Raw genomic sequence first — 24,445 nt, 5'->3', positions numbered from 1 at the left:
GTTTTGATCAATAATAGCGCGATCATTTTAACATACGACTATATGTTTCTCAACTGAAAACGGTTATCTTCAGGTGCATAAATTCGTTTTCTACACGGACTATCAAGGGTTTTCTGCATTTTCGTTCAGACACTAACTAAGATGAAAGCAGGTAGGGCGACACAAATAACCTGCTGGATCAAAAGCAACATGACCTGCTATGTAGACCGCCCGTCCATCCGGATCTAAATATTTTACTGGATTATTTAATACATAACTGTAACGATTCAAAGTCTGTGGATTCGAACGACTTTGGACTACGGAATCAGCGCTGATAAATCTCCCTAAGACTGGGTCATAGTAACGGGAACCGTAATAATACAACCCTGTTTCGGCGTCCATCTCTTGTCCGGTAAATTTGTGCCGGATATCAATTGATCCGGTATTGACTCTTGTTTGGCCATAGGGAAAGTAAGCTACCGACTGAACCTTCAGGCCGTATTGAGTCATGACACTGCTGGAGCCTAAATGATCAGAATGGTAATAGTAGGTGTTACCTGTACCCACTTCTTTAATGGCGAGTCTCCCGCTGATTCCAAAAAGATATTTAAGACAAATCGCGGAAGTACATTCATACAGGTCGGTGATGTATGTGGTTGTAATGCCGGTGGCCGATTTTTTTATCCTATTTCCCGTTCCGTCATAAACAAATGTCGTAGATGTCTCTCCTGAGGTAACGGTAATCGGCCGATTTTCGGAGTCGTAAGTGATCGACCGGCCTCCCCCGACCACAAGATTTCCGTTTAAGTCATATTGGTACGAATTGATTCCTGCGGTTGTTACCGCATGGGGCTGAACGCTGGCTGAGCCGCTGGGCGGATAATAATAGTTGGGAATAATTGCGGAACAGGGGCTGATTTGGGAATTGCAGGTCATGTTCCCAATTTCGTCGTAGGAATAACTGATGCTGCCGTAAGGTCCGGCTGCCTGGGTCAATCGATTCAAATCATCATAGACAAAAGTTTGAGCGCCATTGATAACATCGTTAATTGATAAAACATTTCCTACCGAATCATAGGTATATAATAAATTCTGCAAACTCCCGGCGGGCGATACGGTGATTAAAGAACAAAGTCTGAAGTTGTCTTTAATACATTGGGTATTGCTATTCGCGGAATTGTTGTAGGTATAAAGGGTTGAAGTTCCATCTCCATAGTTCAGACTCCCTGGCATCCCAAGCACGTTAAAACCTGTATAGAGGGCATAGGGATGTGCCGGGTCAATATAAATTTGTTTTAAAACAGGACCGTTGTAATCACGGTAAACAATATCTCCGTCAGGATAGGTAATGGACTTAACTCTACCCATGGGATCATACGAATTTTTGAAAATATAGGTCTGGTTGTCCACGGTTTTATCGGTTTCAATTGTTCTACCCAATAAGTCATATGAAAATTTTGTCGTTGTCCCTGAGGGTTCACTAACGGAGGTTAACCGTCCAATTCCATTCGTCGAACCGGTCGTTTCATCGTAGGTGTAGGTAACGGTATAAGAGGTTGCTCCTGAAGCTGGATATGGAAGAAAGATTTCTGAAAGGAGGAGGGAAAATAAAATCGCCAGAACAGATATGATTTTTCTATGAAGAAAAAATCCTCTTTCCTCTGGGTGGCACACGAACATTAGAGACTTCCTTCAGGTTTGTGAAAGTTGCGTCTTTATGCTTCTGTGTTTCCAATAGAATAACTTTGAATCTTGAACCAGACCAGATTAGAAAGTAGGGTCTGCAATTTCTAATTGGCTTTTTAGCAAAATTTGAAAAAACAGTAATGAAGTGAAAGATTTTTGTCAAGAAATAAAATAGAGAAAAATGAAAATTGACAAGAAGATCAAAAAAAATTAAGATAAAACGATGAAAAATTATAAGGCCATTATCTTTGACCTGTTCGGAACGCTTGTTCATTTTGACGAAACACGCCTCCCTCTGCTGACTTTTCAAGGTCAGCAGATTCATTGTACGACCGTGCCGTTATTTGAAATTGCCTCAAAGATGCAAAACGGTTATTCCGTGGAGTTTTTTCATCAAAGTCTAAAGGAGGTTTCCAGCCGGTTAAGACTGGAGAAAAAAACCTCTCTCAACGAAATCAGTTGTCTGACCCGAATGGAGATACTCCTGAACGAGCTCAATTTTCCGAAACAGGAACAGACAAACCAGTTAGCCCGCCTGATGAAAAATGTTCATATGGGATGGCTAAAAAAAGCGGTTTTTCTTCCAGATGATCATTTTGCCCTGTTGGAAAAATTGAAACCTTCATTTCAATTGGGGCTTTTATCCAATTTCGATGATGCCCCAACCGGCTACCGTATTCTCGACTCTCTTGGAATCAACGGTTTTTTTCATTCTACGTTGTTTTCAGACGAAGCGGGCTGGATTAAGCCTGATCCCCGTCTTTTCGAAATGATTCTCAAACGAATGGGCCTGCAACCCCATGAGGCCTTATTCGTGGGGGATACCCCTGAAGCGGATATTATGGGTCCAAAACAGATCGGCATGGATGCGGTCTGGATTAATTCAGGTTCCTTTTCTTTTCCCGGGGGTGATTACACCCCGGATTTTCAGGTCGCTCACCTCGCCGAACTCGAAGCCATCGTTACTAATTTATCAACCCATTGAGGAATGAAATCATGTTTACTAAAATCACCTATGTCACCCTTATTGTTAAAGATATGCAAAAATCGATTGAATTTTACCGCGATGTCATGGGAATTCCTGTTAAAACGCAGATGCCGCAATGGACCGAGTTATCCACCGAAGGGACCACTCTGGCTTTGACCCCGGAAACCGCGGAAATTAAAATAGATCCTTCGAATAACAACTCGGGTATTTCCATTGGTTTCCAGGTCAAAGACCTCGATCGGACCTATTCGGATTTAAGAAAAAAAGGGGCGCACTTTCAAATGCCCCCCATCGATCAGGGCTATGGATTTTCTGCGACGATTGAAGATCCTAACGGGTATAAGATAACCCTCACCCAATCCAAATGGTAATCCGTATGAAAAACCTGAAACAATCCCTTCTCGAACTTTTAAGAAAGACTTCGTCGGAACTTCCTGCTGACGTCCAAAAAGCCATTCAGAAAGGAACCCGGGCTGAAGCGGCTCAATCCCGCGGGAAATACGCCATGGAGGTCATTCAGGAAAACATCCAAATCGCCTGTGATACTTCGATGCCTTTGTGTCAGGACACCGGAATGATCACGTTTTACATCCATGCCCCCATTGGATTTGATCAAATTTCGTTTATGAAGGAGGCCAAAAAAGCAGTCGCAGAGGCAACAAAAATCGGTTATTTAAGACAAAATTCGGTTGATTCGTTAACCGGTTTTAACTCAGGGAATAACCTGGGCCCTGGAACGCCGGTGTTTCATTTTGACCAATGGAAAAAGAAAACATTGGAAGTAAAATTGATTTTAAAAGGAGGAGGGTGTGAAAATGTCGGAGCTCAATATTCGCTTCCGGACACCCGTTTAAACGCCGGGAGAGATTTAGAAGGGGTTCAAAAATGCATCCTGGACGCGGTGTTAATGGCTCAAGGAAAGGGATGCGGTCCCGGCATTCTGGGAATTTGCATCGGAGGCGATCGGTCCACCGGGTATGAACATGCCAAAATGCAGCTTCTTCGAAAAATGGATGAACCGGCGGAAGACCCCTCCCTTGAGAAGTTGGAGCGGAATGTCCTCGAAATCGCCAACCAGCTCGGCATTGGCCCTATGGGATTTGGTGGAAAAAGCACCCTTTTGGGTGTAAAGGCCTCGAAACTTAACCGCCTTCCAGCGAGCTATTTTGTTTCCATTTCCTATATGTGCTGGGCTTATAGACGCCAGGGAGTGGGGTTGGATTCCAGGGGAAACATTAAAAAGTGGTTATATTAATAAGGACATTTGAATCATGAAACTCCAATTTCCATTTACAGAAGATAAAATACGCTCTCTTCATGTCGGCGATCAGGTTGAAATTTATGGAACCCTGTTCACCGGAAGAGACGCCGTTCATAAATATCTGCATGAGGGGGGTAAACTTCCGATTTCTTTAAAAGATCAAATGATCTACCATTGCGGACCGGTCATGATTAAAGAGAAAGGAGAATGGAAAGCAAAAGCGGCAGGCCCAACGACTTCGATTCGGGAGGAACCCTACCAGGCTGAGATTATTGAAAAATTCGGTATCCGGGGTGTTATTGGAAAAGGGGGAATGGGGTTAAAAACGCTACAGGCGTGCCAAAAGTTTGGGTCTGTTTATTTACATGCCGTTGGAGGGGCGGCGCAGGTCCTGGCTAAAGCTATTAAAAAGGTAAAGGGGGTTTATCTTCTCGAAAAATTTGGAGCCCCGGAGGCAATCTGGGAATTTGAAGTGGAAAATTTTTCAGCTATTGTGACCATGGACTCCCACGGGAAAAGCCTTCATGAAGAGGTGATGACAGCCTCAAAAAACCGGCTGGACAATCTTCTCTCGTCACCTCGGTTCAGGTTATAAACATCCCGATCCCCTTCCCGATCAGAAAGCCAACCAGAGCCGCCAATCCTCCCAGGAAGGTCACTTGCACCCCGCTTTTAAACCAGTGGGTTTTAGTCAGGGTCGATTTCCCAACGCCAATTGTAAAGAAAACTAAAGCGGAAACAAAAATACTGACCTTTAGAGCCATGAAAGTATTTTGAATAAAAAAATAAGGAAATAACGGGAATACCCCGCCAAGCATGAATGTTCCGCCCATAATCATACCGGCTTTCACCGGACTCTTCATCTCCTCTTCCAGGATTCCTAACTCCTCTCTCATCATGAAACGAACCCAAAGTTTTTCATCCGAGGTAATTCGTTTGACAATCATTTCGACTTCGTCGGGTAAAAACCCCATATCGCTGTAAATATCCCTGATCTCCTGTTTTTCGATCTCAGGAATTTCCTTTATTTCTCTCTTTTCCCTGGCAATTTCCTTTAGGAAAAACTCTTCCTGTGATTTGTTAGATAAATAGGCCCCAATAAACATGGCAATACCACCGGCGATGATCTGGGCGATTCCCGTTAATACAATAACCTTATTCTGGAATACCGCGCCCGTGACACCCGAAACAAAACCGATTGAGGTCACCAATCCGTCATTCAGTCCGAAGATGACATCCCGAAGCATTTTTCCTTCAGGGGTATGCCAATCCTCTTGATGGTATTTATGTAAAATATTCATTGCGGAAATTGAGTTGAATGACGGTTAAGGGAAAAAAACCTATTTAGAGATTTCAAACATATTGAGGGATTCGACGACTTCATCAATCAGCCATTGCGGAGTGGAAGCTCCCGCCGTAACCCCGACTTTTTTGACAGCGCAAAACCATTCCGGAAGAAGTTCGTCTTTTGTCTCGATATGGTAGGTGATGGTATATTTCTGACAAATCTCGGCAAGCCGCTGGGTGTTACCGCTGTTTTTACCGCCTATAATCAGCATGACATCGACCCGGCGAGCCAGTTCATCCGCGGAATACTGATTGCTTTTCGTCGCTCCGCAAATCGTGTTTTTTATTTTCCAGCTCTTTTTATTCTGCTCTTTGATATAATTTTCAAATTTCTTAAATTTCGAATATTCCTGCGTGGTCTGAAATACGATTCCCGCTTTTTCGGGATTGATCTCCAGCAAGTCATCTAATGTTTCAATCACCGAAACCTTTGCGTCTGGAGAGGCGTGGACGGCATGACCGATAATTCCTTTTACTTCGGCGTGGTGTTTTTCACCCACAACGATTAAATGATATCCTTTTTTGCAAAATTCTATCGCATATTCCTGGACATCAACCACAAAACGGCAAGTCGCATCCACGACGTTTAGTTTATTTTTACGGGCCTTTTCATATTCCTCAGGGGGAACACCATGGGCGCGGATAACCAGATTCCCGTCATAAAAATCGTCAAACGACTCCACTTTCTCGATTCCGTATTCATCGTGGAGGCGCGTTATCTCTTGAGGATTATGAATTAAAGGGCCAAAGGTTTTGGTAGGAAGAGGGGATTCTTTTGCAATTTCGGTCGCTTTCACAATCGCTTCTTTAACGCCAAAACAAAACCCCGAATGACGGGCAATTTCAATCTCCATAAAATAAATCCTCCTGAAACATAAGAGAAGCAACCGGCTTGGCCGGTGCTGAACGCGGGGTTCGGGGGCATTGGAGGATTTCACGAAGTGAAACCGCACGGGCCCCTGATAGAACCGCCTTGCAGTATACCATCTGAAATGTTTTAAAATCAATGTATAAGAAGGTCCGAAAGAGTGGTAGAATTAGCCAATAAAGGGTACTCATTCAATGTGGACATTATGCTTAAAGTCGGCGTAGGATTTTCAAAAAATAAACATCCGGAGGTTGCAGCGCGAGAGGCCGTTCTGGCTGCTTTGAAACAGGCAGGAATTAAAAAGGCCGATTTGATCCTTGTTTTCGCCACTTCCCATTTTCATCAAGAATATGCCCGCGTTTTAAACATCCTTTATGAACTTGCAAGCCCGAAACAACTTTGCGGCTGCAGCGCCTACGGCATTTTAACGGACGAAGAAGAGGTGGAGCAGTCCCCGTCAATCGCTGTGTTAACCCTTAAATCAAACTCTATTCAATCTCGCGCGTTTCAGGTTCACAATATTTTAGATCGGAATTCAGAAGTCGGAATGGAATTGGCTGAGCTTCTGATTGAAAACCTTCAGCAGAAATCGTTATTACTGCTTTTGCCCGATACCTTCAATTTTCACTTTGACGCCTTTTACCACTCCTTTTCAAAGTCTATTTCTTCTCCCCTCGCTCCCCATTCTCCCTTTATGATCGGGGGCGGCGCGTCGGAAGAAGGAAATTTAAATGAAACATTTCAGTTTTGTGGAAGAACCGTGGACTCCAATTCTATTTCCGGACTGCTCCTTTCCGGAAAGTTCCAATTTGAAGTCGGGATTACCCATGCCTGCCACCCCATTGGATCCTCCCTGATGGTCACCAAAGCAAAAGGAAACACCATTTACGAAATCTGCGGGAAACCGGCCTACCAAACATTTAGCGAACTTTTTAAAAATAAACTTCATCACCAGGAGGAACTTCACGACGCCGCCAGTCTGGTTTTTCTAGGGTTGGGGGTTAATCCCTGCGATACCTCCCTTCGAAAAAAAGAATACATCGTTAGAAACATTCTGGCCCTCGATCCAGAGGAAGAAACGATCACCGTTAGCGACCGCATTGAAGAAGGAAAGGTGATCTCTTATATGGTCCGAGATCCCAAACGCTCCTATGAAGAGACTGAAGAAATGATTTTCAACCTTTCAAAAAGATTTGAAAATAATTCCCCGCGGTTTGGAATTTACATCAATTGCTGCGGAAGAGGAAACTCTCTGTATGGAAAAAAAAATGTCGATATTTCGCTCATCCGTAAATATTTTAAAGAAATGCCGCTCATTGGGTTTTTCAGCTACGCAGAGCTGATTTCAACCGGATGCGGCTCGCAATGGCATAACTATTCGGGCATTTTAAGCGTCTTCGGAGAGACCTGATTTTGGAGATTAATCATATTATTTTTGATTTGGGAAATACCCTGATTGACTTCGATCTCCATTTAGCGTCGGGAAGGCTTTCAGAAACATTCAAGGCGCCGGAAAATGACATTTATGATTTTCTCTTTAAATCTGATTTTTTTACCCGGTTCGAACGGGGTGACATCGGGCCCGCTGAACTCGTATCCATTTTAAATCAAAAATACCATCAGGACTTAACGATTGATCAGTTCGATCGGATGTTTTCTCCAATATTCACGCCCCGCCCAAAAATGGTTTCCCTGATCGAGATTCTTAAGGACGACTACGAACTCTCCATCCTTTCGAACACCAATATGCTCCATAGCCGGTATATTGAGGGGACCTTTCCTTTCCTGAAGTCCTTCGACCATCTTTTTTATTCATTTGCGCTCAGGACATTAAAACCTCATCCTGAAATCTTTCACGAGGCGCTTTCCAGGACGTACTCCTCCCCCCGGGAATGCGTTTTTATTGACGACATTCCGATGCATGTAGAAGGCGCGGCCAGAGTGGGAATTTCTGCCATTCAATTTCAAGGCGAGGAAAGTTTAAAAAGAGATTTGAAAACAAAAGGAATTTTAGGATCTTTTTAGGCCGTCTAATGATGATGTCCCGGCACATGGTCTTTAGGGGCCGTTCTAAAAGAATCCTGCAATTCATAGAGGGGGCGTTTAACGTCACTTGAATCAAATTCAACATTTATTTCGGACGACTGATTCGCCGAAATGGTCACCTCATGGGTAATGGGCTTTAAATGGGGGTGCCAGACGACCACCTCATACGTACCGGGTGGAATGTCGTTAATTAAGAAATCCCCGTCTTTTTTCGTGTTGGTATAATAGGGATTATCGATGACATACGCCCAACTTTGCATAAACTCGTGCATGCCGCAAATCATGTGAGCAATCTTGTTGTCCGCTTCGAAATCCAATATTCCGCCCCTGGGCTCGTCTGAAATCGGAAGCGGCGTATTGAGGATAATATTCCCTTTTTGGTTTTGATAAACCTGCATGTTATGAATGATGGGGTCCTTATTTACCACGGACAAGGTCCGGTGGTTTTCGAGGACCGTAACTAAGGGATGCTCATGGTGAATGGTGTTATCCATTTCGACGACATCGACTTCAGCCGGTAAAGCCTCTGCAGGATGAAACATGCAATCCACTGAAACCATTGAAGCTTTCAGATGTGTGAACGGTTTCCCCTTTTGGACATTTTGAACGGTAACGATGGCATCCTTCAGGCCTCCCCCTGTTCCAACGAAAAATTCCTCCAGAAGAACATTATTGTCCCCGTCTGAAATCTTCTTACAAAACTGGCTAAACGGGTAAAGTCCGATTGGAAAAACCCGGAGAGGCGGAATGACCCCTTTCAAGGTCACTTTTCCCCGAATAGACCCGCCGTTTTTTACATCAATCGTTTCATAAGCAAATGAAACAACTGGATTAAAAAGCACAAAAACCCAAAGCAACACGAGTGCCATGGGTCCGACAAAAACCTTTGATAACTTCATTTTAACCACCTTTCCCTTCAAAAATTTAGTCCTCCCTGGAATTTTGAATCCAGGGAGGACCAGGGTAGAAGGCCCTTCTCTACTCCACCTGTTTATCCCGCATTGAGAGAGGACCGATTTTCTCTTTCTTCTCAGGGACTAAATCTTCGGTCGCCGTATTGACCCTGGGAGTGCCGTTCAAAGGAAGAATCCTTTGATCGCCGACGGGCAGAACCCGAAGGTAACCCCATTCCCCGGCTTCCATATACGGCATGCGATGATCCTGCCATACATAATCGCCAGGAATATGGTAAGGCCCGCCGGCCCCTTCTTTAATAAACACATCGAGATTTTCGGAGCTTCCAAATTGAAGACTGCTTAACATATCCGCCCCGACCATGTTTGGTTTAAAAGGCCATTCATGTCCTTCAATACTAAAGACCTGGTTCTGTTCATTATAAGATCCGAACACATGAATTCGAACCGGGTCGCCGGCATGAGCCATAATCGTCGGAGTTACAGGTTCGGTTTGTCCGGTGAGACAGGCTGTAAACATATTCCCTGCTTCACACCCTTTTTCTTCACGATTACTCCAGGGCTCAATCCGATAATTGACCCCTGCTAAACCGGCAAGATGCTGAAGATAAGGCATAAACGAGGTGCCAATGATATTATCCTCGTCCTGGAAGAACAGTGAAACGTCCCTGTAATCGGACCGTCCCTGGCTTTCGGGCAAAGAGCGATCCAAAAGGACATCAGCCGTCCAGGAATTTTTCAGGGAAACATCCTCACCCGTTACCGGATGGCGGTATTTGGCGCCTCTGGGTCCAACCACGATCGCACCAAATAACCCATCCCGAACATTATTCAACGGATTTCCCCAATCCCAAACGTTCGCTACAAACTCCCCGTATTGCGGGGGTGCATAGAAGGTATAGGTCTTGCTCTGATGAACCCCTACCGTTTGATCACCGGGATTGTTCCCAACATTGACACCCTCCGAGTCTTTTGGATCAAAGGCCAACATATCGGCGCTAAAGGAGGCGCGGCTGTTAGATTTTAATTCGTTCTTGAGTGTCACCTTGATACAATCCCCCGAATTGACATGGAGCGTAAGGGGCATCGGCTGTGTGCTCGTTGCCACCGCTGATTTTTCGCCTTCAAGCATAAAAATCTTGCCATTCGGGTTTGACACCAGAAGTTTTCGATCAAAATCAACGTCGATGGTGTCAGGCGCATCCGGGTTGTACTTCAAAGAACGGTCAACCGCCAGGACGGTAAAGGATTTAACAGGCGCGTCTGAAGGACAAACCAATTTTGCAGATTGCGGAATTTCTTCCCGTCCTGGAAGGGGCTTAAGCGTCGGATCCAGCTGATCCAACACCCGAACAATTCCCCAGCTTCCTTCAGACAAATGAGACGGACGCCCATTATAATGGAGATAGTCTCCTGCCATCTGTTGTGCGCCACCCGCCTTCATCACCAGATCATAGCGCTCGGCAATCCCAACATGGTGTGCATTCCGAAGATCGGAAAATTGCGCGTACCGCTCAGTTCTGAACGCATGGCCGGCAATATGCCAGACATGACTTTCGTTCATTAACGTATGAAGCAGCCGAACCACCATCGTGTCCCCCAGGTAGGCCCTGAGAAGGGGAGTGCTGGGGTCTTGATGCGCCTTACTTGAAAAGACAAGGGAAGGCTCACTGTTATGGGCAAGCCGCCTTGCAAGGGATTCAGCCCTGAAATTAAATCCGCCCCCTGTCGTATGGGTGCCTCCATTTAACATTTTTGCGGTGGTCAGAGAAAGATCATACGGCATCGTAAACGAGATCGTTTGACCCGCGTCAATTGCCACCTGAATTTTCTGGCCGGGAGGATTGCCCTCCGTGACCACCTGAGCTGTTGTCGGGACGGTGTCATGCGGCATCACAACCAATTCCCGGAAACTCCCATTGACCCCATATCCGATCGGTTCCGTTCCATGAATATCTGCAACAGGGCCTGACCGGATTTCGTCTCCACTTGTCGGATTATGGTAAGTGGACCCATAAGGCTCTACGATCATTGCCCCGACACCTCCATGGGGCCAGGTCGTTGCGCCGAAAGCATGGTCATGCCAGAAAACGGTGCCGATATCGCTATCGACCCACATCCTGTACCGAACGTATTCGACCGAGGCAATTTCGTTCTTTGAATGGTCATGTTTTAAAGGCTCGTTTAAAGTGATCATTAAATCTTCTTTATCCTTTTTGATCTCCTTGACCAGGCGGACTTCGGAGGTCTTTACCTGTTCCATTCCAATCATGACTTCGGTGTCGACGTGGAACGGAGTCGCCCCTTCTCCCATCTTCACCCTGATGATCTTTGATCCCGTTTTAGAATCATCGACCAATAGAGCGTTCATTGGAGGAGGCAAGCTCTTCTGGGCTTTTTTCCCGAGCATGGTAAATGGCCGAACGGATTGCTCATAGGAAAAGCCTGTGATCACCCCGTCAGAGGCCTGGTTATCGAACTGAATAAAGTGAGGATGAATATTGATTTTGGAACTCTGGAAATTCTGGTTATCGTTATCTTTCCACTCGCTCTTTAAAATCACATCCACACAATCATAAACATTAGCCCGATAAACCAGAGGCAATCTCAAGTCATTGTTTTTCCGGACGTCCGCCTCTTGCTCCTGTAAAACATAAAGCAACCCGTTCGGATCGTCGACCGGCTTAATATTTCCCAATCCCTTTGTCAGGGTAATAGGTGTTTCGATAAAATGAATCGTATATTGTTTTCTACCCGCATTTGACGGACAAAGACTCCATCGCCCCTGTTCCCCCGGCTTCGCGGGAAGGGTCGTCTCCTCATTTGGAGCGCCGACGCTTCCAGGATCAGAGGGCAGCGCACCGGTGTCTTTGTTCATGTGGATCGGTTCTAACCAGGGCGCCGGTCCATGATGGCGGGCAAACGGAACCCGTTTTCCAAAGTGCGGTTTAAAATGAGGCCATGCCGTTTTCCCTGTTTTGGCATCAAATAAAATAGGAGGTCTCTTACCCGGCATCGGTGATTTGTATTTCGGAAAATCAAAGGTTCCCGTGGCTTCAGGTTCCCCTAAAGCCTTATTGCCATCCCATGACCAGTCCCAAACCGTTGCGTCATAAGCTTCAATCTGACCTTTTTCGTCTGAGGTATGACCCGGCTGACCGGCAGGAGGCACCATCATTTTGACCCAATCCTTGATATTGATATCAGGAATCGGTTTGGACCAATCGCTCTGTCCGGCGGTAATATGCCATTTTTTGTCAAACCAATCCATTGTCTTTCCGACCAGCTGATCGGAGGTCACCGGAAGCTTCATTCTTCCCTTCCGGTCTGGAAGCTCCTGTAGAGACGGCATTACATCGGTGCTCGCGAACGGATAGTTACCGGATTGAAGCGTATTATACACACGCCAATAACTCCACATTCCCGCAACATAATGGTGGGCAACATGGCAATGGAAGAGAAAATCCCCTGCCAATTGCTGGCAAAGCCCTGATCCACATTCAGTTTGTAAATCAAGGACCTCAGAAGGACCGATCACCTGAACATCCACTCGATCGGAGGTGGTTCTGACTTCCGGAAATTTTACGGGCCCATTTCCCGCAGCGGTTGCGATAAAGTCAGCTTTTCCGTCGGCTTTGGGTTGTCTTAACCAGCGAATGGTTCCTCCATGAGGGTGGTGGGAATGAAAGACCTCTCCTCCCCCATGAACCAAACGGAATTTGGCGGGATCACCCATATAGGATCTTGGAAGCGCCGTCGGAACATCCGCAAAGGTATAGGCGCTATAACTCATTGATTCATCTTCAAAATGGAAATACTTTTCCTGAAGGGCCAGGTTGTTGACGCCAAAGGGCTCACTCCGATAATTAATCGCGCGGGCGGAAGGCCGATAGGCGTCCGTATTCGGATCTCTTTGCGGAACCATCTCGCCGCTTCTATTTAAAGGTCTAAAAGATTCGTCTCCGATTTCATGATAATAAAGGACAAATTCCCTGAAATCATACTGGGTGGTATTGGCTGTTTTGTTATTGACGATCATCATTTGCCAGCCGCTTTGACTTTCTTTTCCAGAAACCGGATCAAGGTATTTTGAACCCAACGGTTCAACCATAAAAGCGCCGATCAAACCCAGGCTTGCGGCCTCCCGGCCGACATGGCTGTGAAACATGTGGGCGCCTTCCTGCTCATCCACACGAATAAACCATTGGAAAGTTTGACTCTTTCCAGGTTTGATATTGGAATCGGGATTGGACATGGTTGCCGCTTGTCCGGTCGATTTAACAATCATGGAAGATCCATGGATATGGAGGCCGGTGTCTTCGTCCTTCATCTGGTTTCGAAGAATAATTTCGACACAATCACCCTGGTTTCCCCTAAAAGATAAGGGCTGGATCATATCGGTTTGCAACCCGGTGGTCACCGCGCCGGGATTATACCCGGGAGCTTTTCTTGCTTCCTGATTTTTCTTTTCTTCGGCCCGAACGGCGGGAATATTTTCGGTCAGAACATACATATACCCGGGGTGATAATCCAACCACTGGTTTAACGTAATTTCAACATTGATGGCGCTGATGTCATAGACTTTAAGCGGGGCGTTAGCCGGACATCTTCCGCCGCCGGTTACACTCTCCGTATTGGATGCAGGGCCTAGAAAAAAACTTCTATCCATTTGCTGCATCGTGGCCATATCTTTAAAAGGAGTTTTCGCTCCCTGGTGTTCCGAATGAGAGGCGTGCCCGGTACCGATTTCAATCTCTTTCATGAGTTTTTCCATCGCCTCATTAACTTTGTCAGAAACCCCTGCCCGGCCCTCCATTTTTTCTTCAGTTTCGATCTGTGTTTTTAATTTTTTTTGCCAGTCCGAGTCGGATTGATAATTTTCATCGGAAGAAACTTTTTTATAGCGATCCGTCTCTCCGGCGGCCGCCGGATAGACTCCCAGCATCAGGAATGAGACAATGCCAAAAAGGTGCAGACCTTTTTGGAAAATACCTTTGATGGTGAACATGATGATTCCTCCCCCTCTTTTTTTTGTTTGTGCAGGATTTTTTAAAGATTTTATTTTTCATAAATAAAATAAATGAAAAATTGATATGCAGGATTTTTTTAAAAGATAGAAAATAAAATTTTAATTTCTAAGTTCGGCAAAGGCTCATATATATTTAAATCAGAGGATAAAGTCAACAGTTTTTATATTTTTATCAAAATAAAGTATTATTAACTTTTTTAAAACAGAGGCAGGACTATTTCTTCGGTTCATTTGAAGCCGGAGAAAGTGCCAGACGGAACCCGCAGAAATAATTAAAACTTTTGTCATGGGTATCTTTGAATCTGAAATCTGCCCGGACAAAATCCGCCCGGCTGTTCCATGCCCCTCCGCGCAGAACCAGGTATTTCCCTTTATCCGGACCTTTAGGGTTGTCTCTCGGGCTTATTGCGTAATACTCCTGATCATACCAATCTTGCACCCATTCCCAAACATTACCGCTCATATCATAGAGACCTAGTTGATTGGGAAGTTTTTGTTTGACGGGGTGGGTCTCATGATTTGAATTGTCGGAATACCAGGCATATTTTCCAAGATCTTTATCATTGTTTGTTCCGGCCCATCTCTCTTTTCTCCCCTCCTCTCTGGCGGCATATTCCCACTCCGCTTCGGTGGGAAGCCGGTACTTCTGTCCGGTCTGTTCATTTAATCTCTTTAAAAAAGCCTGAGCATCATCCCACATCGCCTCTTCTACCGGCCTGTCAGGGCTTCTAAAATAAGCCGCCGCGTCGCTCCCCATCACCTTTTTCCATTCTCCCTGCGTAACTTCGGTTTCTCCGAGATAAAAATCATCGAGACAAACCCTATGAACCGGTTTTTCATCTTTCATCTCCTCGTCAAAGCTGTTTCCCATTTCAAAACAGCCTCCTTTGATCAACACCATTTTTGGAATTTCCGGCCGTTCATTCTCCGAAGAACCGGATTTAGCGAGGGGGAAAAACACGAACAGCAACAATAAAAAAAATTGCAATCGAAACGAAAACCCAATATTTCTACGGCCTTTCGGGGGGCCATTCATTTCTGTCACTCTTTCCATCCTAAACAAAAACTTTTTGTGGTAAGATTTAAACATGAAGTCTGTTCAATTTTTTGCCTTGATTTTATCGATTCTTTGTCTGCCCGTTCTGGCTGATACTGTAACTTCCCCCTTAAGCATTGAAGTGATTAGAAGCTCGCCCGAACTTTATGACGGTAAAAATATTAAGGTCTCAGGACAGGTTCGGTCGTTAAACCCGTCCCGGGGGAAACGCGGAAGCGAATTCATGGTGCTCGTCCTTGAAAATTCAAATTTCCAGCCCGGCGATTCTTCCCAAACTTTAACGGTTTTCAGCTATTTTACGCCGCCCCTAAAAAAGGGAGGCAGGGTGATCGTAACCGGCGTTTATCACAAGACGGGATATTGGGCCGGCAGCACACATGATCATTTTATTGAAGCCAGTAAAATTACCCCAATAGAAATGAACTGATTTTCTGTTTGGAGTTGAAAGTTACGCCATCCCGGCAATTTAACTTTTAATATCTGAAATTGATCTCTTTCTGCATGTCATGCAAGGTAGACATAACCTCATCTGCCATTTTCTGAGTCAGTTCTATGGTCGGTTCCTTTAAATAATAAGGGCTTAAATCGATGGGCCGGCCATAGTATATTCTCGTTTTTTTACCCACAGACGGAAAAATCCGGCCTTTCGGAAGAATTCTGTTGGTCCCTTCAATCAAAACGGGTAGAATTTTAGCGGGCCTTCCTTCCCAGATGATCTTCCCCACCCCTGCTTTTCCTTTAAGAAGGACGCCTTCTTTCGAACGGGTTCCTTCGGGAAAAAGAACCATCAGGCTGTCTCTTAACATCTGGGTCATCTGATTCATCGCCTCGTAATCCCCTTTTCCCCTGCGAACGGGAAAGGCTCCCCAGCTCGCAAGTATATTTCGAATAACCGGATAATTAAAAAGCTCTTCTTTGGCGGGCGCCCGCCAGCAAACCTTTGAAAAATAAGAAAGCGACGTTACGGCGATTAAAAAAGGATCAATGGCGGAAATATGGTTGGAAAGGATAAGAACGGAACTTTCCCCTGGACGGGGAATATTTTCTTTTCCCAGGACTTCTACGCGGTTTAATATTTTAAAAATAAAATTCCAGAAAGATAAACCAATCGCATGCCAGCAATTCAGAATAAATCCTGGCTCATTCATATCAAATCAAGTCCTGAATAATAATAAGAAGGAGTCATCGTTCAGGGAAGGTTAAGCTTGATTCCCAGCTCCCTTAATTGTTTAGGATCAACCGGAGTGGGCGCATCGGTCATTAAACAGCTGGCTTTTTGCGTTTTTGGAAAGGCGATCACATCCCGTATAGAATTCATTCCGGTCATGATCATGGTCAAACGGTCGAGTCCAACAGCAATCCCGCCATGAGGAGGCGCGCCGAATTCCAGGGCCTCCAATAAAAACCCGAATTTTTTCATTCCTTCTTCATCGGAAATACCGAGCAAAGAAAACACCTTTCGCTGGAGTTCCTTTCGATGAATCCGGATGCTTCCTCCGCCAATTTCCGTTCCATTTAAGACGATATCATAGGCTTTTGCCCTGACTTTTAACGGGTCTTTTTCAAGAAGCGGCAGGTCCTCGTCCATGGGTGATGTAAAAGGATGGTGGATCGCGACATACCTTTTTTCTTCGGGATCAAACTCAAGCAACGGAAAATCAATCATCCAATGAAAATTGTAAATATCCGGTTTGATGAGTTGGAGCCTCTGAGCAATTGATAAGCGAAGGTTTCCGAGGGTTTTGTAAACAACTGGCGGGGCATCTGCAATAAAAATCAGAAGATCCCCGGCTTCTCCTTCAAGTTCTTTTTGAATCGACTTTTGAAGGCCTTCCGGAAAAAATTTTGCAATGGGCGACTCCATCCCTTTTTCAGTCACCTTCATCCAGGCCATCCCTTTGGCGCCATAGGATTTAGCCTCTTCAGTCAGGTCGTCCACCTCTTTTCTGGACATTCCCGCCAATCCTTTTGCATTGAGACCTTTCACGATTCCGTTTTTTTCAACCGCCTCTTTAAAGACCTTAAAGTCGGACCGTTTTACGATTGACGAAACATCCTTTAACTCGAGGCCAAACCGAAGATCTGGCTTATCCGATCCAAAGCGCTCCATCGCGTCGAAGTACGCAAGTCTTTTAAAAGGAAGCTCCAGGTGAATTCCTTTAATTTCCTTAAAAAGCTTGGCGATTAAGATTTCCGTTAAATTCATAATGTCTTCCCGTTCAATAAAAGACATCTCGATATCGATCTGGGTGAATTCAGGCTGACGGTCCGACCGGAGATCTTCGTCTCTAAAACAACGGACAATTTGATAGTACCGGTCTAGTCCCGACACCATTAAAATTTGCTTGAAAAGCTGGGGAGATTGCGGAAGAGCAAAAAACGAACCTGGATTGAGCCGGCTCGGGACCAGGTAATCCCTCGCACCCTCCGGCGTGCTTTTGGTTAGAAACGGCGTTTCAATATCCAAAAAGCCCTGTCCGTTTAAGAACTCACGGGTTAGTTGAGTAATCCGGTGCCTGACTTTAAGGTTTTCCTGCATTTCCGAACGACGCAGATCCAAATAGCGGTATTGAAGACGAACAGATTCTGAAAGGGTTTCATTTTCCTTTTCAATGGAAAAAGGAGGGGTTTTTGACGTATTTAAAACCTCAAGACGGGAAATCTGGATTTCGACCTTTCCCGTTTTTAATTGAGCGTTCTCCGTCCCTTCAGGGCGTTTAACCACAGTTCCAGAGACCTCCAGAACATATTCATTGCGAACCTCTTTAGCCATTTCATAGGCTGTTTTCTCTTCTGGATTGATGACGATTTGAACGAGGCCTTCCCGGTCCCTCAAATCAATGAAAATAAGGCCGCCATGGTCGCGGCGGCGATGGACCCAACCCATTAAAACCACATTTTTCCCCGTATCTTTATCGCTGACCTGACCGCAATAGTGTGTTCGCTTCAATGAAAATTCCTCTCTGATTCTTTTGGTGTCCCGTTTGTTATTGATTAACGACTTTAGGAGTCTTGGATGAAAGAGTGGAATCTGACAGGGTAAGGGATTTTAACTTTTTAACTTCTGAAGAATCCAAAAAACGATATTTTCCAACGGGTAAATCTCTTAATTCCAAAAACGCGTAACGGACCCTTTTTATTTTCAAAACGGGGTGATTGAGTTTAAAAAGCATTTTTTTGATCTGACGGTTCTTCCCTTCATGAATGGTTAATTCAATCCATGAATTTTCCTCGGTTTTCCCCTGCTTTTTAACTGTGGCAGGCGCCGTTTTTTTACCATATAAAAAGATCCCTTCCTCTAATTTCTTAATCCTCTCTTCTTCTAAAACGCCCTTCACCTTCACTTGATAGGTTTTTTGAATTTCCTTTTTCGGATGCATGAGCGCATTTGCAAATTCACCGTCATTGGTAAGCAGGAGAAGGCCTTCCGTATCATAGTCGAGCCTCCCTACGGGGTAAACTCTCCCTTTTACACCCTTTAAAAGAGATAAAACGGTCGGGCGGCCTTCAGGGTCATGGAGAGAAGTAATATAATTCTTTGGTTTATTCAGCAAAATATAAACCTTTTGCTGTTGAGGGTTAATCAATTTTCCGTTAACCTTAATATGATCTTTTTCCGCATCTGCCCTGGTTCCCAGTTCGGTCGCCACTTTCCCGTTAACCGTCACTGATCCCTCAAGAATCAACTCCTCTGCTTTTCTTCTGGAAGCGACGCCTGCGGTTGAAATTATCTTTTGAAGCCGTTCTAACACTTTATAATCCTAATTTTTACCTTTATTTAAGTCTGCTCAAAAACTCCAGAAAATTAAACGCCCAGCACCAAACCCTCCTGGCCATTCAGAAGGGGTCATATGCCCCCTTCGGGGACTTCCTCCATTGTAATTTTGGAGGTGGGTTGCAAGCCGCAGGAACAAAGCCTTGTACCGGAATGTACAGAGTGAGTACATGAGGATCAAGGCTGAAGAGACAACACAGCAGATGGCCCCTTATCAATGGACCAAGTTATTCCCATTCGATGGTGGAGGGAGGCTTCGAACTGATATCATAAACCACGCGATTGATCCCTTTTACTTCATTAATAATCCGATTCGAGAGGCTGGCCAAAACATCAAAAGGGAGACGGACCCAGTCTGCTGTCATTCCGTCCAGGCTTGTCACCGCCCTGATGGCAAGAACGTTTTCGTAAGTCCGTTCATCTCCCATTACACCCACGGTTTTAACCGGAAGAAGAACGCCAAAAGACTGCCATATCGTTTTATAAATTGGGTTTTTTTGAATCTCTTCATTAATAATCGCATCGGCCTCTTGAAGAATGATCAAACGGTTCTTGGTGACTTCCCCGATGATTCGTACAGCAAGACCCGGACCGGGAAAAGGCTGGCGCCAAAGAATTTCCTCGGGCACGCCCATTTCATGCCCCAGTTTTCTCACTTCATCTTTAAAAAGCTCTCTGAGCGGTTCCAGAAGTTTAAATTTCATCCTTTTAGGGATGCCGCCGACATTATGATGGGTTTTAATTTTTGCCGAAGGTCCGCCCTTAAATGACACGCTTTCAATCACATCGGGATACAGGGTCCCCTGAACCAGGTATTTGACCTTTCCTTCTCTTTTAATCTTTTTCGCTTCCTGTTCAAAAACCTTGATAAATTCACTCCCGATAATTTTTCGTTTCTTTTCCGGATCGACCACTTTCTTTAATTTGGCCACAAACTTTTTGGAGGCATCGACATAATGAAGTTTAAATTTTAATTGATTCTTATAGGTATCGACCACCCGTTCGGCTTCCCCTTTTCGTAAAAGGCCGTTATTGACAAAAATACAGGTCAGTTGATTTCCAACCGCCTCATGAACAATGGTCGCCGCAACGGTCGAGTCAACGCCTCCGCTAAGGGCGCAAATAACATGATCGTCATCGACTGCCTCCCGGATTTCCTGCAAGGCCTTTTGATGAAAAGAAGAGATGTTCCAGGCCGGTAAACATTGACAGATGGAATAAACAAAATTTTGAAGGATTTTTATCCCCATCGGGGTATGAACGACTTCAGGATGAAATTGAATTCCATAAAAACGCCGTTTCGCATCCTTCATCGCGGCAATCGGAGAGTTTTCCGTATGTCCCGATTTAATAAACCCGGGAGGCATCTTTTCAATTTTATCGCCGTGGCTCATCCAAACGGTAATGACGGAAGAAAGGGTAAAAGTCGTAATGTCTTTAAACAGGTCGGAACTGTCTTCAATAAACATGTCCGACTTGCCATATTCCCGTTTCAGGCCTTTTAAAACCTCTCCCCCTAAAACTTTGGTCATCAATTGCATTCCGTAGCAAATTCCAAGAACCGGAATTTTCATCTCAAACACGCGCTTATCGCAACCGGGCGCTTTGGCCGTGTAAACGCTGGAGGGTCCGCCCGAAAGAATAATCCCTTTAGGCTTGAACGCTTTTATTTTTTGATAGGAAACATCATAGGGGAAAATTTCGCAATAAACTTTGTTTTCCCGTACGCGGCGGGCGATTAGCTGGGTATACTGCGATCCGAAGTCAAGGATGATGATTTTTTCCTTATTCTCGTACATTTAGTTTTCCCATTCCCTTCGATAATTAGGCGCTTCTTTGGTGATGATGACGTCATGCGCATGACTTTCCCGTAATCCGGCCTGAGTCAAACGTATGAACCTGGTCTTTTTCCTTAAATCATCAATGGTTTCACACCCGCAGTACCCCATGCCGGATCGAAGGCCTCCGACCAGCTGGTAAACGATTGCGGAAAGCGACCCCTTATAAGGGACCCGTCCTTCGATCCCCTCTGGAACCAGTTTGTTCTCAGGGGCGTTTTCCTGAAAATAACGATCCCGGCCTCCCCTTTCCATGGCGCCGAGAGAACCCATCCCCCTGTATACCTTATAACTTCTCCCCTGATAAATCACCGATTCGCCCGGAGATTCCTCGGTGCCCGCAAACATTCCCCCAATCATGACTGTTCTGGCGCCGGCCGCTATGGCTTTGGCAATGTCACCCGAAAATTTAATCCCGCCATCGGCAATCACCGGAATCCTGGCTTTTTCGGCAACCTGAACAGTGTTCATAATCGCTGTAATCTGTGGCACGCCCGCTCCTGCAACGATTCGGGTCGTACAGATCGAGCCGGGACCGACGCCAACTTTGATCCCGTTTACACCTGCTTTAATTAAAGCTTCGGCGGCCTCGCCGGTCGCTACATTTCCGCCAATAATTTCCATTTTAGGATATTTTCTCCGAACCGCCTTAACCGTATCGAGAACCGATTGAGCATGGCCATGAGCCGTATCAACCACGATCACGTCGACTCCAGCTTTCACCAGGCCATCAACCCTTTCCATCGAATCTCTTCCAACGCCGACAGCCGCACCTACCCTTAACCGCCCCCATTTGTCTTTACAGGCATTCGGATACGCAATCTGCTTTTCGATATCTTTAATGGTGATCAGGCCCTTAAGTTCAAATTTTTTATTCACGACCGGCAGTTTTTCGATCCGGTTCTTTTGGAGAATTTCCCGGGCTTCCTCGAGGGTCGTCCCCTCGGGAACAGTAATTAAATTTTCTTTGGTCATCACTTCGGAGACCTTTAAACTCATTCTTTTCTCAAACCGCAGATCCCGGTTCGTCAAAATACCGACCAACTTGTTATTGGAGGTCACCGGAATTCCCGAAATATGATGCTGGGACATCATCGTTAAGGCGTCCCCGATTTTCTGTTCGGGAGAAATGGTGATCGGATTAATAATCATCCCGCTTTCAGATTTTTTCACCTGTTCAACTTCGGTAACCTGCTCTTTTATAGAAAAAGCCCGATGAATGATCCCCATGCCCCCTTCTCGTGCCAGGGCAATGGCCAGGCGGGATTCGGTGACCGTGTCCATCGCGGCGCTGACAATGGGAATATTTAAAGTGATATTCTGGGTCAATAAGGTTTGAGTGTTAACATCTTTGGGAAGAACATTACTATAGGCGGGAACTAATAAGACATCGTCAAAAGTTAAACCGGTTTCTATGTCCTTAGGGGTCATTTTTCTCTTTCAGTCTTCCATAAAATTTTCAGTAAAAATATTGATTTTAAAAGATAAATAGATAATTCTCACACTTTCTTTAGTGATTGAAATAAAGTTGGTCAAGTTTAACAAAGATAAAAATCTTGGTCAAGATAAAACATTTTTCTCTATTAAATTCATAGGTTTTGGTTGACAACGGCCGTCCAAAAGCCTACTATCTCATCTTGCATACGGCTCTGAATTTTTATTTCAGGGCTTTTTTTATTGATTTTTCCAGATTAGGAAAAGGGATGGCAACTCTAGTCGTCGTAGGCGCCCAATGGGGCGATGAGGGAAAAGGGAAAATCGTCGATATTTTATCCGAAAAGGCTGATATGATTGTTCGTTATGCCGGCGGGCATAACGCGGGTCATACGGTCATAATAGACCATGAAACCTTTATTCTCCACCTCATTCCATCGGGAATTCTTCACAAAGGCAAAACCTGTATTATTGGGAACGGAGTGGTTTTTGATCCCGCAGCCTTTATTGAAGAAAAAGAAACTTTAAAAAAAAGGGGAATCGAAGTTTCCCGAAACCTCTGGGTCAGTAAAAACGCCCACCTGATTATGCCCTACCACCGGGCGATAGACCGGGCAAGCGAAAACTTAAAAGGTACCCGAAAAATCGGGACCACCGGCCGGGGAATCGGGCCAAGCTACTCCGATAAAATCTCCCGAATTGGCATTCGGGTTTCCGATCTATTAAACGAAACCCTTTTCAGGGAAAAACTTAAAACAAATTTAGCAGAAATGAACTTTTTTCTTGAGCATCTTTACAAGGCGAAAGGTTTTGAACTGGACGCCATTTTTAATGAATATATGGAATATTCCAAACAGGTCTCCGAATTTGCCGCCGACACCCATCTTATGATCCACCAGGCAATACAGGGTAAAAAGAATATCCTTTTCGAAGGCGCTCAGGGAACTCATCTGGATATCGACCATGGAACTTATCCCTATGTCACCTCCTCAAGCGCTGTTGCCGGCGGAGCCTGCACAGGCGCCGGGGTCGGCCCCACGGCGATCAACAAAGTTTTGGGCGTCGCCAAAGCCTATTCAACCCGGGTCGGAAGCGGACCTTTCCCGACTGAAATAAAAGGAAAAGAAGCCGAAAATTTACGGGATCTAGGAAAAGAGTTTGGTTCAACAACCGGGAGGCCAAGACGTTGCGGCTGGTTTGACGTATTGGCTGTCCGGTATTCGGTTATGGTCAATGGGCTCTCAAGCCTGGCCATTACCAAGCTCGATGTTCTCGATACCTTTGACTCGATTCCGGTTTGCACGGGTTACCGTTTTAAAGGAAAAACTTTTAAAGAAATGCCGACAGAATTTGATGTCTTAAATGAAGCCGAACCGGTTTACGAAATCCTCCCCGGGTGGAAAAGCTCCACTCTGGGCGTTACAGAAATTAAAAAACTCCCTCAAAAGGCTCAGACCTATTTAAATAAAATTGAAGAGTGGAGTCAGTGTGAAATCGAAATGATTTCTACCGGCTCGAAAAGGAATGAAACGATTTTCATCAATCACCCTTTCAGCTTGACCTGATCCGTTGGATTTGATAGATTGAGCCTCTTGTTTTTAGAGCCGCTAGCTCAGTTGGTAGAGCACCGCCCTTTTAAGGCGGGTGTCGTTGGTTCGAATCCAACGCGGCTCACCATTTATACTTGGGGGCCCGTGCGAATTTGTGAAGCAAAATTCTCCGATGCCCCCAACCCCCGGTTCACATCCAGGCAAAGCCTGTTATGTGATCCCACTTTTTTATAATATTATCGGCACTGCGGAATCGTGCCGAAAGCAACATGTTGGTCAAAAAGTCTCATATGCAAGGCCGCAGTTTTGAGGGCGACTGAGGCGTACATAGTACGTACGTTGAAGAAGGCCGAAAAACGAGAACGCAGCAGATGAGCTTTTTCACCAACATAATCGGGTCCCCATCGTCTAGCCCGGCCTAGGACACCGCCCTTTCACGGCGGTAACACGAGTTCAAATCTCGTTGGGGACATCAATAAAATCAAGGGTTTATCGATTCTGATAAGCCCTTTTTTATTGGACTGTGACCAAATTGTGACCAAGTTTATCCAGTCTTTGATGGTCTCGTAAAAAGTCAGCATACTGGAATCAGATGAAAATATTGATCAGAAAACTCATATTTCCCTTTATTTTCAAGGGTTTTTGTGGTAAAAAGCTTCTTAATTCCACACTG

Annotated in this window: 17 protein-coding genes, 2 tRNA genes and 1 pseudogene; 9 read left to right on the top strand and 11 right to left on the bottom strand. The window is 45.2% G+C overall.

Annotated features, from left to right (window positions below; translation table 11 throughout):
* Positions 1-132: 132 nt before the first annotated feature.
* Entirely contained in the window at positions 133-1,659 is a 1,527-nt protein-coding gene (locus tag HYR79_08555) for a hypothetical protein (protein MBI1821743.1), read from the bottom strand.
* 229 nt (positions 1,660-1,888) lie between these two features.
* Between HYR79_08555 and HYR79_08550 the strand changes: the two genes are divergently transcribed.
* From HYR79_08550 to HYR79_08540, 3 genes and pseudogenes are all read left to right on the top strand, one after another.
* Complete coding sequence (locus tag HYR79_08550) at positions 1,889-2,650, top strand: HAD family hydrolase (GenBank protein ID MBI1821742.1); 762 nt, start codon at positions 1,889-1,891, stop codon at positions 2,648-2,650.
* An 11-nt stretch (positions 2,651-2,661) separates the two neighbouring features.
* Complete coding sequence (locus tag HYR79_08545; GenBank protein MBI1821741.1) at positions 2,662-3,024, top strand: VOC family protein; 363 nt, start codon at positions 2,662-2,664, stop codon at positions 3,022-3,024.
* 5 nt (positions 3,025-3,029) lie between these two features.
* A pseudogene (locus tag HYR79_08540) lies at positions 3,030-4,509 on the top strand (fumarate hydratase).
* Here HYR79_08540 and HYR79_08535 read toward each other — a convergent pair.
* Positions 4,499-5,215, bottom strand: coding sequence for a VIT1/CCC1 transporter family protein (locus HYR79_08535; protein ID MBI1821740.1), 717 nt, complete (start codon positions 5,213-5,215; stop codon positions 4,499-4,501). The pseudogene HYR79_08540 and the gene HYR79_08535 sit on opposite strands and share 11 nt — an antisense overlap.
* A gap of 39 nt (positions 5,216-5,254) precedes the next feature.
* Positions 5,255-6,115 (bottom strand): 4-hydroxy-3-methylbut-2-enyl diphosphate reductase, encoded by an 861-nt coding sequence (gene ispH, locus HYR79_08530; GenBank protein MBI1821739.1) that lies wholly within the window; start codon positions 6,113-6,115, stop codon positions 5,255-5,257.
* A 174-nt stretch (positions 6,116-6,289) separates the two neighbouring features.
* Between ispH and HYR79_08525 the strand changes: the two genes are divergently transcribed.
* Positions 6,290-7,540, top strand: a complete 1,251-nt coding sequence (locus HYR79_08525) for an FIST C-terminal domain-containing protein (protein MBI1821738.1) — start codon at positions 6,290-6,292, stop codon at positions 7,538-7,540.
* A gap of 2 nt (positions 7,541-7,542) precedes the next feature.
* Entirely contained in the window at positions 7,543-8,154 is a 612-nt protein-coding gene (locus tag HYR79_08520) for an HAD family phosphatase (GenBank protein ID MBI1821737.1), read from the top strand.
* 5 nt (positions 8,155-8,159) lie between these two features.
* On the opposite strand, the gene HYR79_08515 is transcribed toward HYR79_08520, so the two are convergent.
* From HYR79_08515 to HYR79_08505, 3 genes are all read right to left on the bottom strand, one after another.
* Positions 8,160-9,074, bottom strand: a complete 915-nt coding sequence (locus tag HYR79_08515; protein ID MBI1821736.1) for a carboxypeptidase regulatory-like domain-containing protein — start codon at positions 9,072-9,074, stop codon at positions 8,160-8,162.
* A 79-nt stretch (positions 9,075-9,153) separates the two neighbouring features.
* Positions 9,154-14,097, bottom strand: a complete 4,944-nt coding sequence (locus tag HYR79_08510; GenBank protein ID MBI1821735.1) for a multicopper oxidase domain-containing protein — start codon at positions 14,095-14,097, stop codon at positions 9,154-9,156.
* 235 nt (positions 14,098-14,332) lie between these two features.
* Positions 14,333-15,154: an SUMF1/EgtB/PvdO family nonheme iron enzyme gene (locus HYR79_08505; protein MBI1821734.1), complete on the bottom strand. Its 822-nt coding sequence runs from the start codon at positions 15,152-15,154 to the stop codon at positions 14,333-14,335.
* Between the two features lie 52 nt (positions 15,155-15,206).
* On the opposite strand from HYR79_08505, the gene HYR79_08500 reads away from it, so the two are divergent.
* Complete coding sequence (locus HYR79_08500) at positions 15,207-15,602, top strand: hypothetical protein (protein ID MBI1821733.1); 396 nt, start codon at positions 15,207-15,209, stop codon at positions 15,600-15,602.
* Between the two features lie 46 nt (positions 15,603-15,648).
* Here HYR79_08500 and HYR79_08495 read toward each other — a convergent pair whose 3' ends face one another.
* The 5 genes from HYR79_08495 to guaB form a co-directional block, all read right to left on the bottom strand.
* Positions 15,649-16,323, bottom strand: coding sequence for a 1-acyl-sn-glycerol-3-phosphate acyltransferase (locus HYR79_08495; protein MBI1821732.1), 675 nt, complete (start codon positions 16,321-16,323; stop codon positions 15,649-15,651).
* Between the two features lie 41 nt (positions 16,324-16,364).
* On the bottom strand, positions 16,365-18,143 hold the full coding sequence (aspS, locus tag HYR79_08490; GenBank protein ID MBI1821731.1) for an aspartate--tRNA ligase: 1,779 nt from the start codon (positions 18,141-18,143) through the stop codon (positions 16,365-16,367).
* Positions 18,144-18,162: 19 nt separating this feature from the next.
* Entirely contained in the window at positions 18,163-18,927 is a 765-nt protein-coding gene (locus HYR79_08485; protein MBI1821730.1) for an rRNA pseudouridine synthase, read from the bottom strand.
* 250 nt (positions 18,928-19,177) lie between these two features.
* Positions 19,178-20,749, bottom strand: a complete 1,572-nt coding sequence (gene guaA / locus HYR79_08480; GenBank protein ID MBI1821729.1) for a glutamine-hydrolyzing GMP synthase — start codon at positions 20,747-20,749, stop codon at positions 19,178-19,180.
* On the bottom strand, positions 20,750-22,219 hold the full coding sequence (guaB, locus tag HYR79_08475; GenBank protein ID MBI1821728.1) for an IMP dehydrogenase: 1,470 nt from the start codon (positions 22,217-22,219) through the stop codon (positions 20,750-20,752). It lies immediately after the preceding gene.
* Positions 22,220-22,491: 272 nt separating this feature from the next.
* Between guaB and HYR79_08470 the strand changes: the two genes are divergently transcribed.
* The 3 genes from HYR79_08470 (at position 22,492) to HYR79_08460 (ending at position 24,244) form a co-directional block, all read left to right on the top strand.
* The gene (locus HYR79_08470; GenBank protein MBI1821727.1) at positions 22,492-23,787 is read left to right on the top strand and encodes an adenylosuccinate synthase; all 1,296 of its coding nucleotides are present in this window, start codon (positions 22,492-22,494) and stop codon (positions 23,785-23,787) included.
* Positions 23,788-23,823: 36 nt separating this feature from the next.
* Positions 23,824-23,899: transfer RNA gene (locus tag HYR79_08465), tRNA-Lys, on the top strand.
* Between the two features lie 270 nt (positions 23,900-24,169).
* Positions 24,170-24,244: transfer RNA gene (locus HYR79_08460), tRNA-Glu, on the top strand.
* Positions 24,245-24,445: the final 201 nt, after the last annotated feature.

This window comes from Nitrospirota bacterium (assembly GCA_016178585.1).
GTDB lineage: Bacteria > Nitrospirota > Nitrospiria > JACQBW01 > JACQBW01 > JACOTA01.
The sequence above is the reverse complement of the archived record's forward strand: the minus strand, read 5'-3'. Positions and strand labels throughout refer to the sequence as shown.

Coding starts and splice junctions, on each gene's coding strand:
- ispH (MBI1821739.1), bottom strand. CDS start 6,115: ATGGAGATTGAAATTGCCCGTCATTCGGGGTTTTGTTTTGGCGTTAAA.
- HYR79_08545 (MBI1821741.1), top strand. CDS start 2,662: ATGTTTACTAAAATCACCTATGTCACCCTTATTGTTAAAGATATGCAA.
- HYR79_08555 (MBI1821743.1), bottom strand. CDS start 1,659: ATGTTCGTGTGCCACCCAGAGGAAAGAGGATTTTTTCTTCATAGAAAA.
- guaA (MBI1821729.1), bottom strand. CDS start 20,749: ATGTACGAGAATAAGGAAAAAATCATCATCCTTGACTTCGGATCGCAG.
- guaB (MBI1821728.1), bottom strand. CDS start 22,219: ATGACCCCTAAGGACATAGAAACCGGTTTAACTTTTGACGATGTCTTA.
- HYR79_08470 (MBI1821727.1), top strand. CDS start 22,492: ATGGCAACTCTAGTCGTCGTAGGCGCCCAATGGGGCGATGAGGGAAAA.
- HYR79_08550 (MBI1821742.1), top strand. CDS start 1,889: ATGAAAAATTATAAGGCCATTATCTTTGACCTGTTCGGAACGCTTGTT.
- HYR79_08510 (MBI1821735.1), bottom strand. CDS start 14,097: ATGTTCACCATCAAAGGTATTTTCCAAAAAGGTCTGCACCTTTTTGGC.
- HYR79_08535 (MBI1821740.1), bottom strand. CDS start 5,215: ATGAATATTTTACATAAATACCATCAAGAGGATTGGCATACCCCTGAA.
- HYR79_08500 (MBI1821733.1), top strand. CDS start 15,207: ATGAAGTCTGTTCAATTTTTTGCCTTGATTTTATCGATTCTTTGTCTG.
- HYR79_08505 (MBI1821734.1), bottom strand. CDS start 15,154: ATGAATGGCCCCCCGAAAGGCCGTAGAAATATTGGGTTTTCGTTTCGA.
- HYR79_08495 (MBI1821732.1), bottom strand. CDS start 16,323: ATGAATGAGCCAGGATTTATTCTGAATTGCTGGCATGCGATTGGTTTA.
- HYR79_08515 (MBI1821736.1), bottom strand. CDS start 9,074: ATGAAGTTATCAAAGGTTTTTGTCGGACCCATGGCACTCGTGTTGCTT.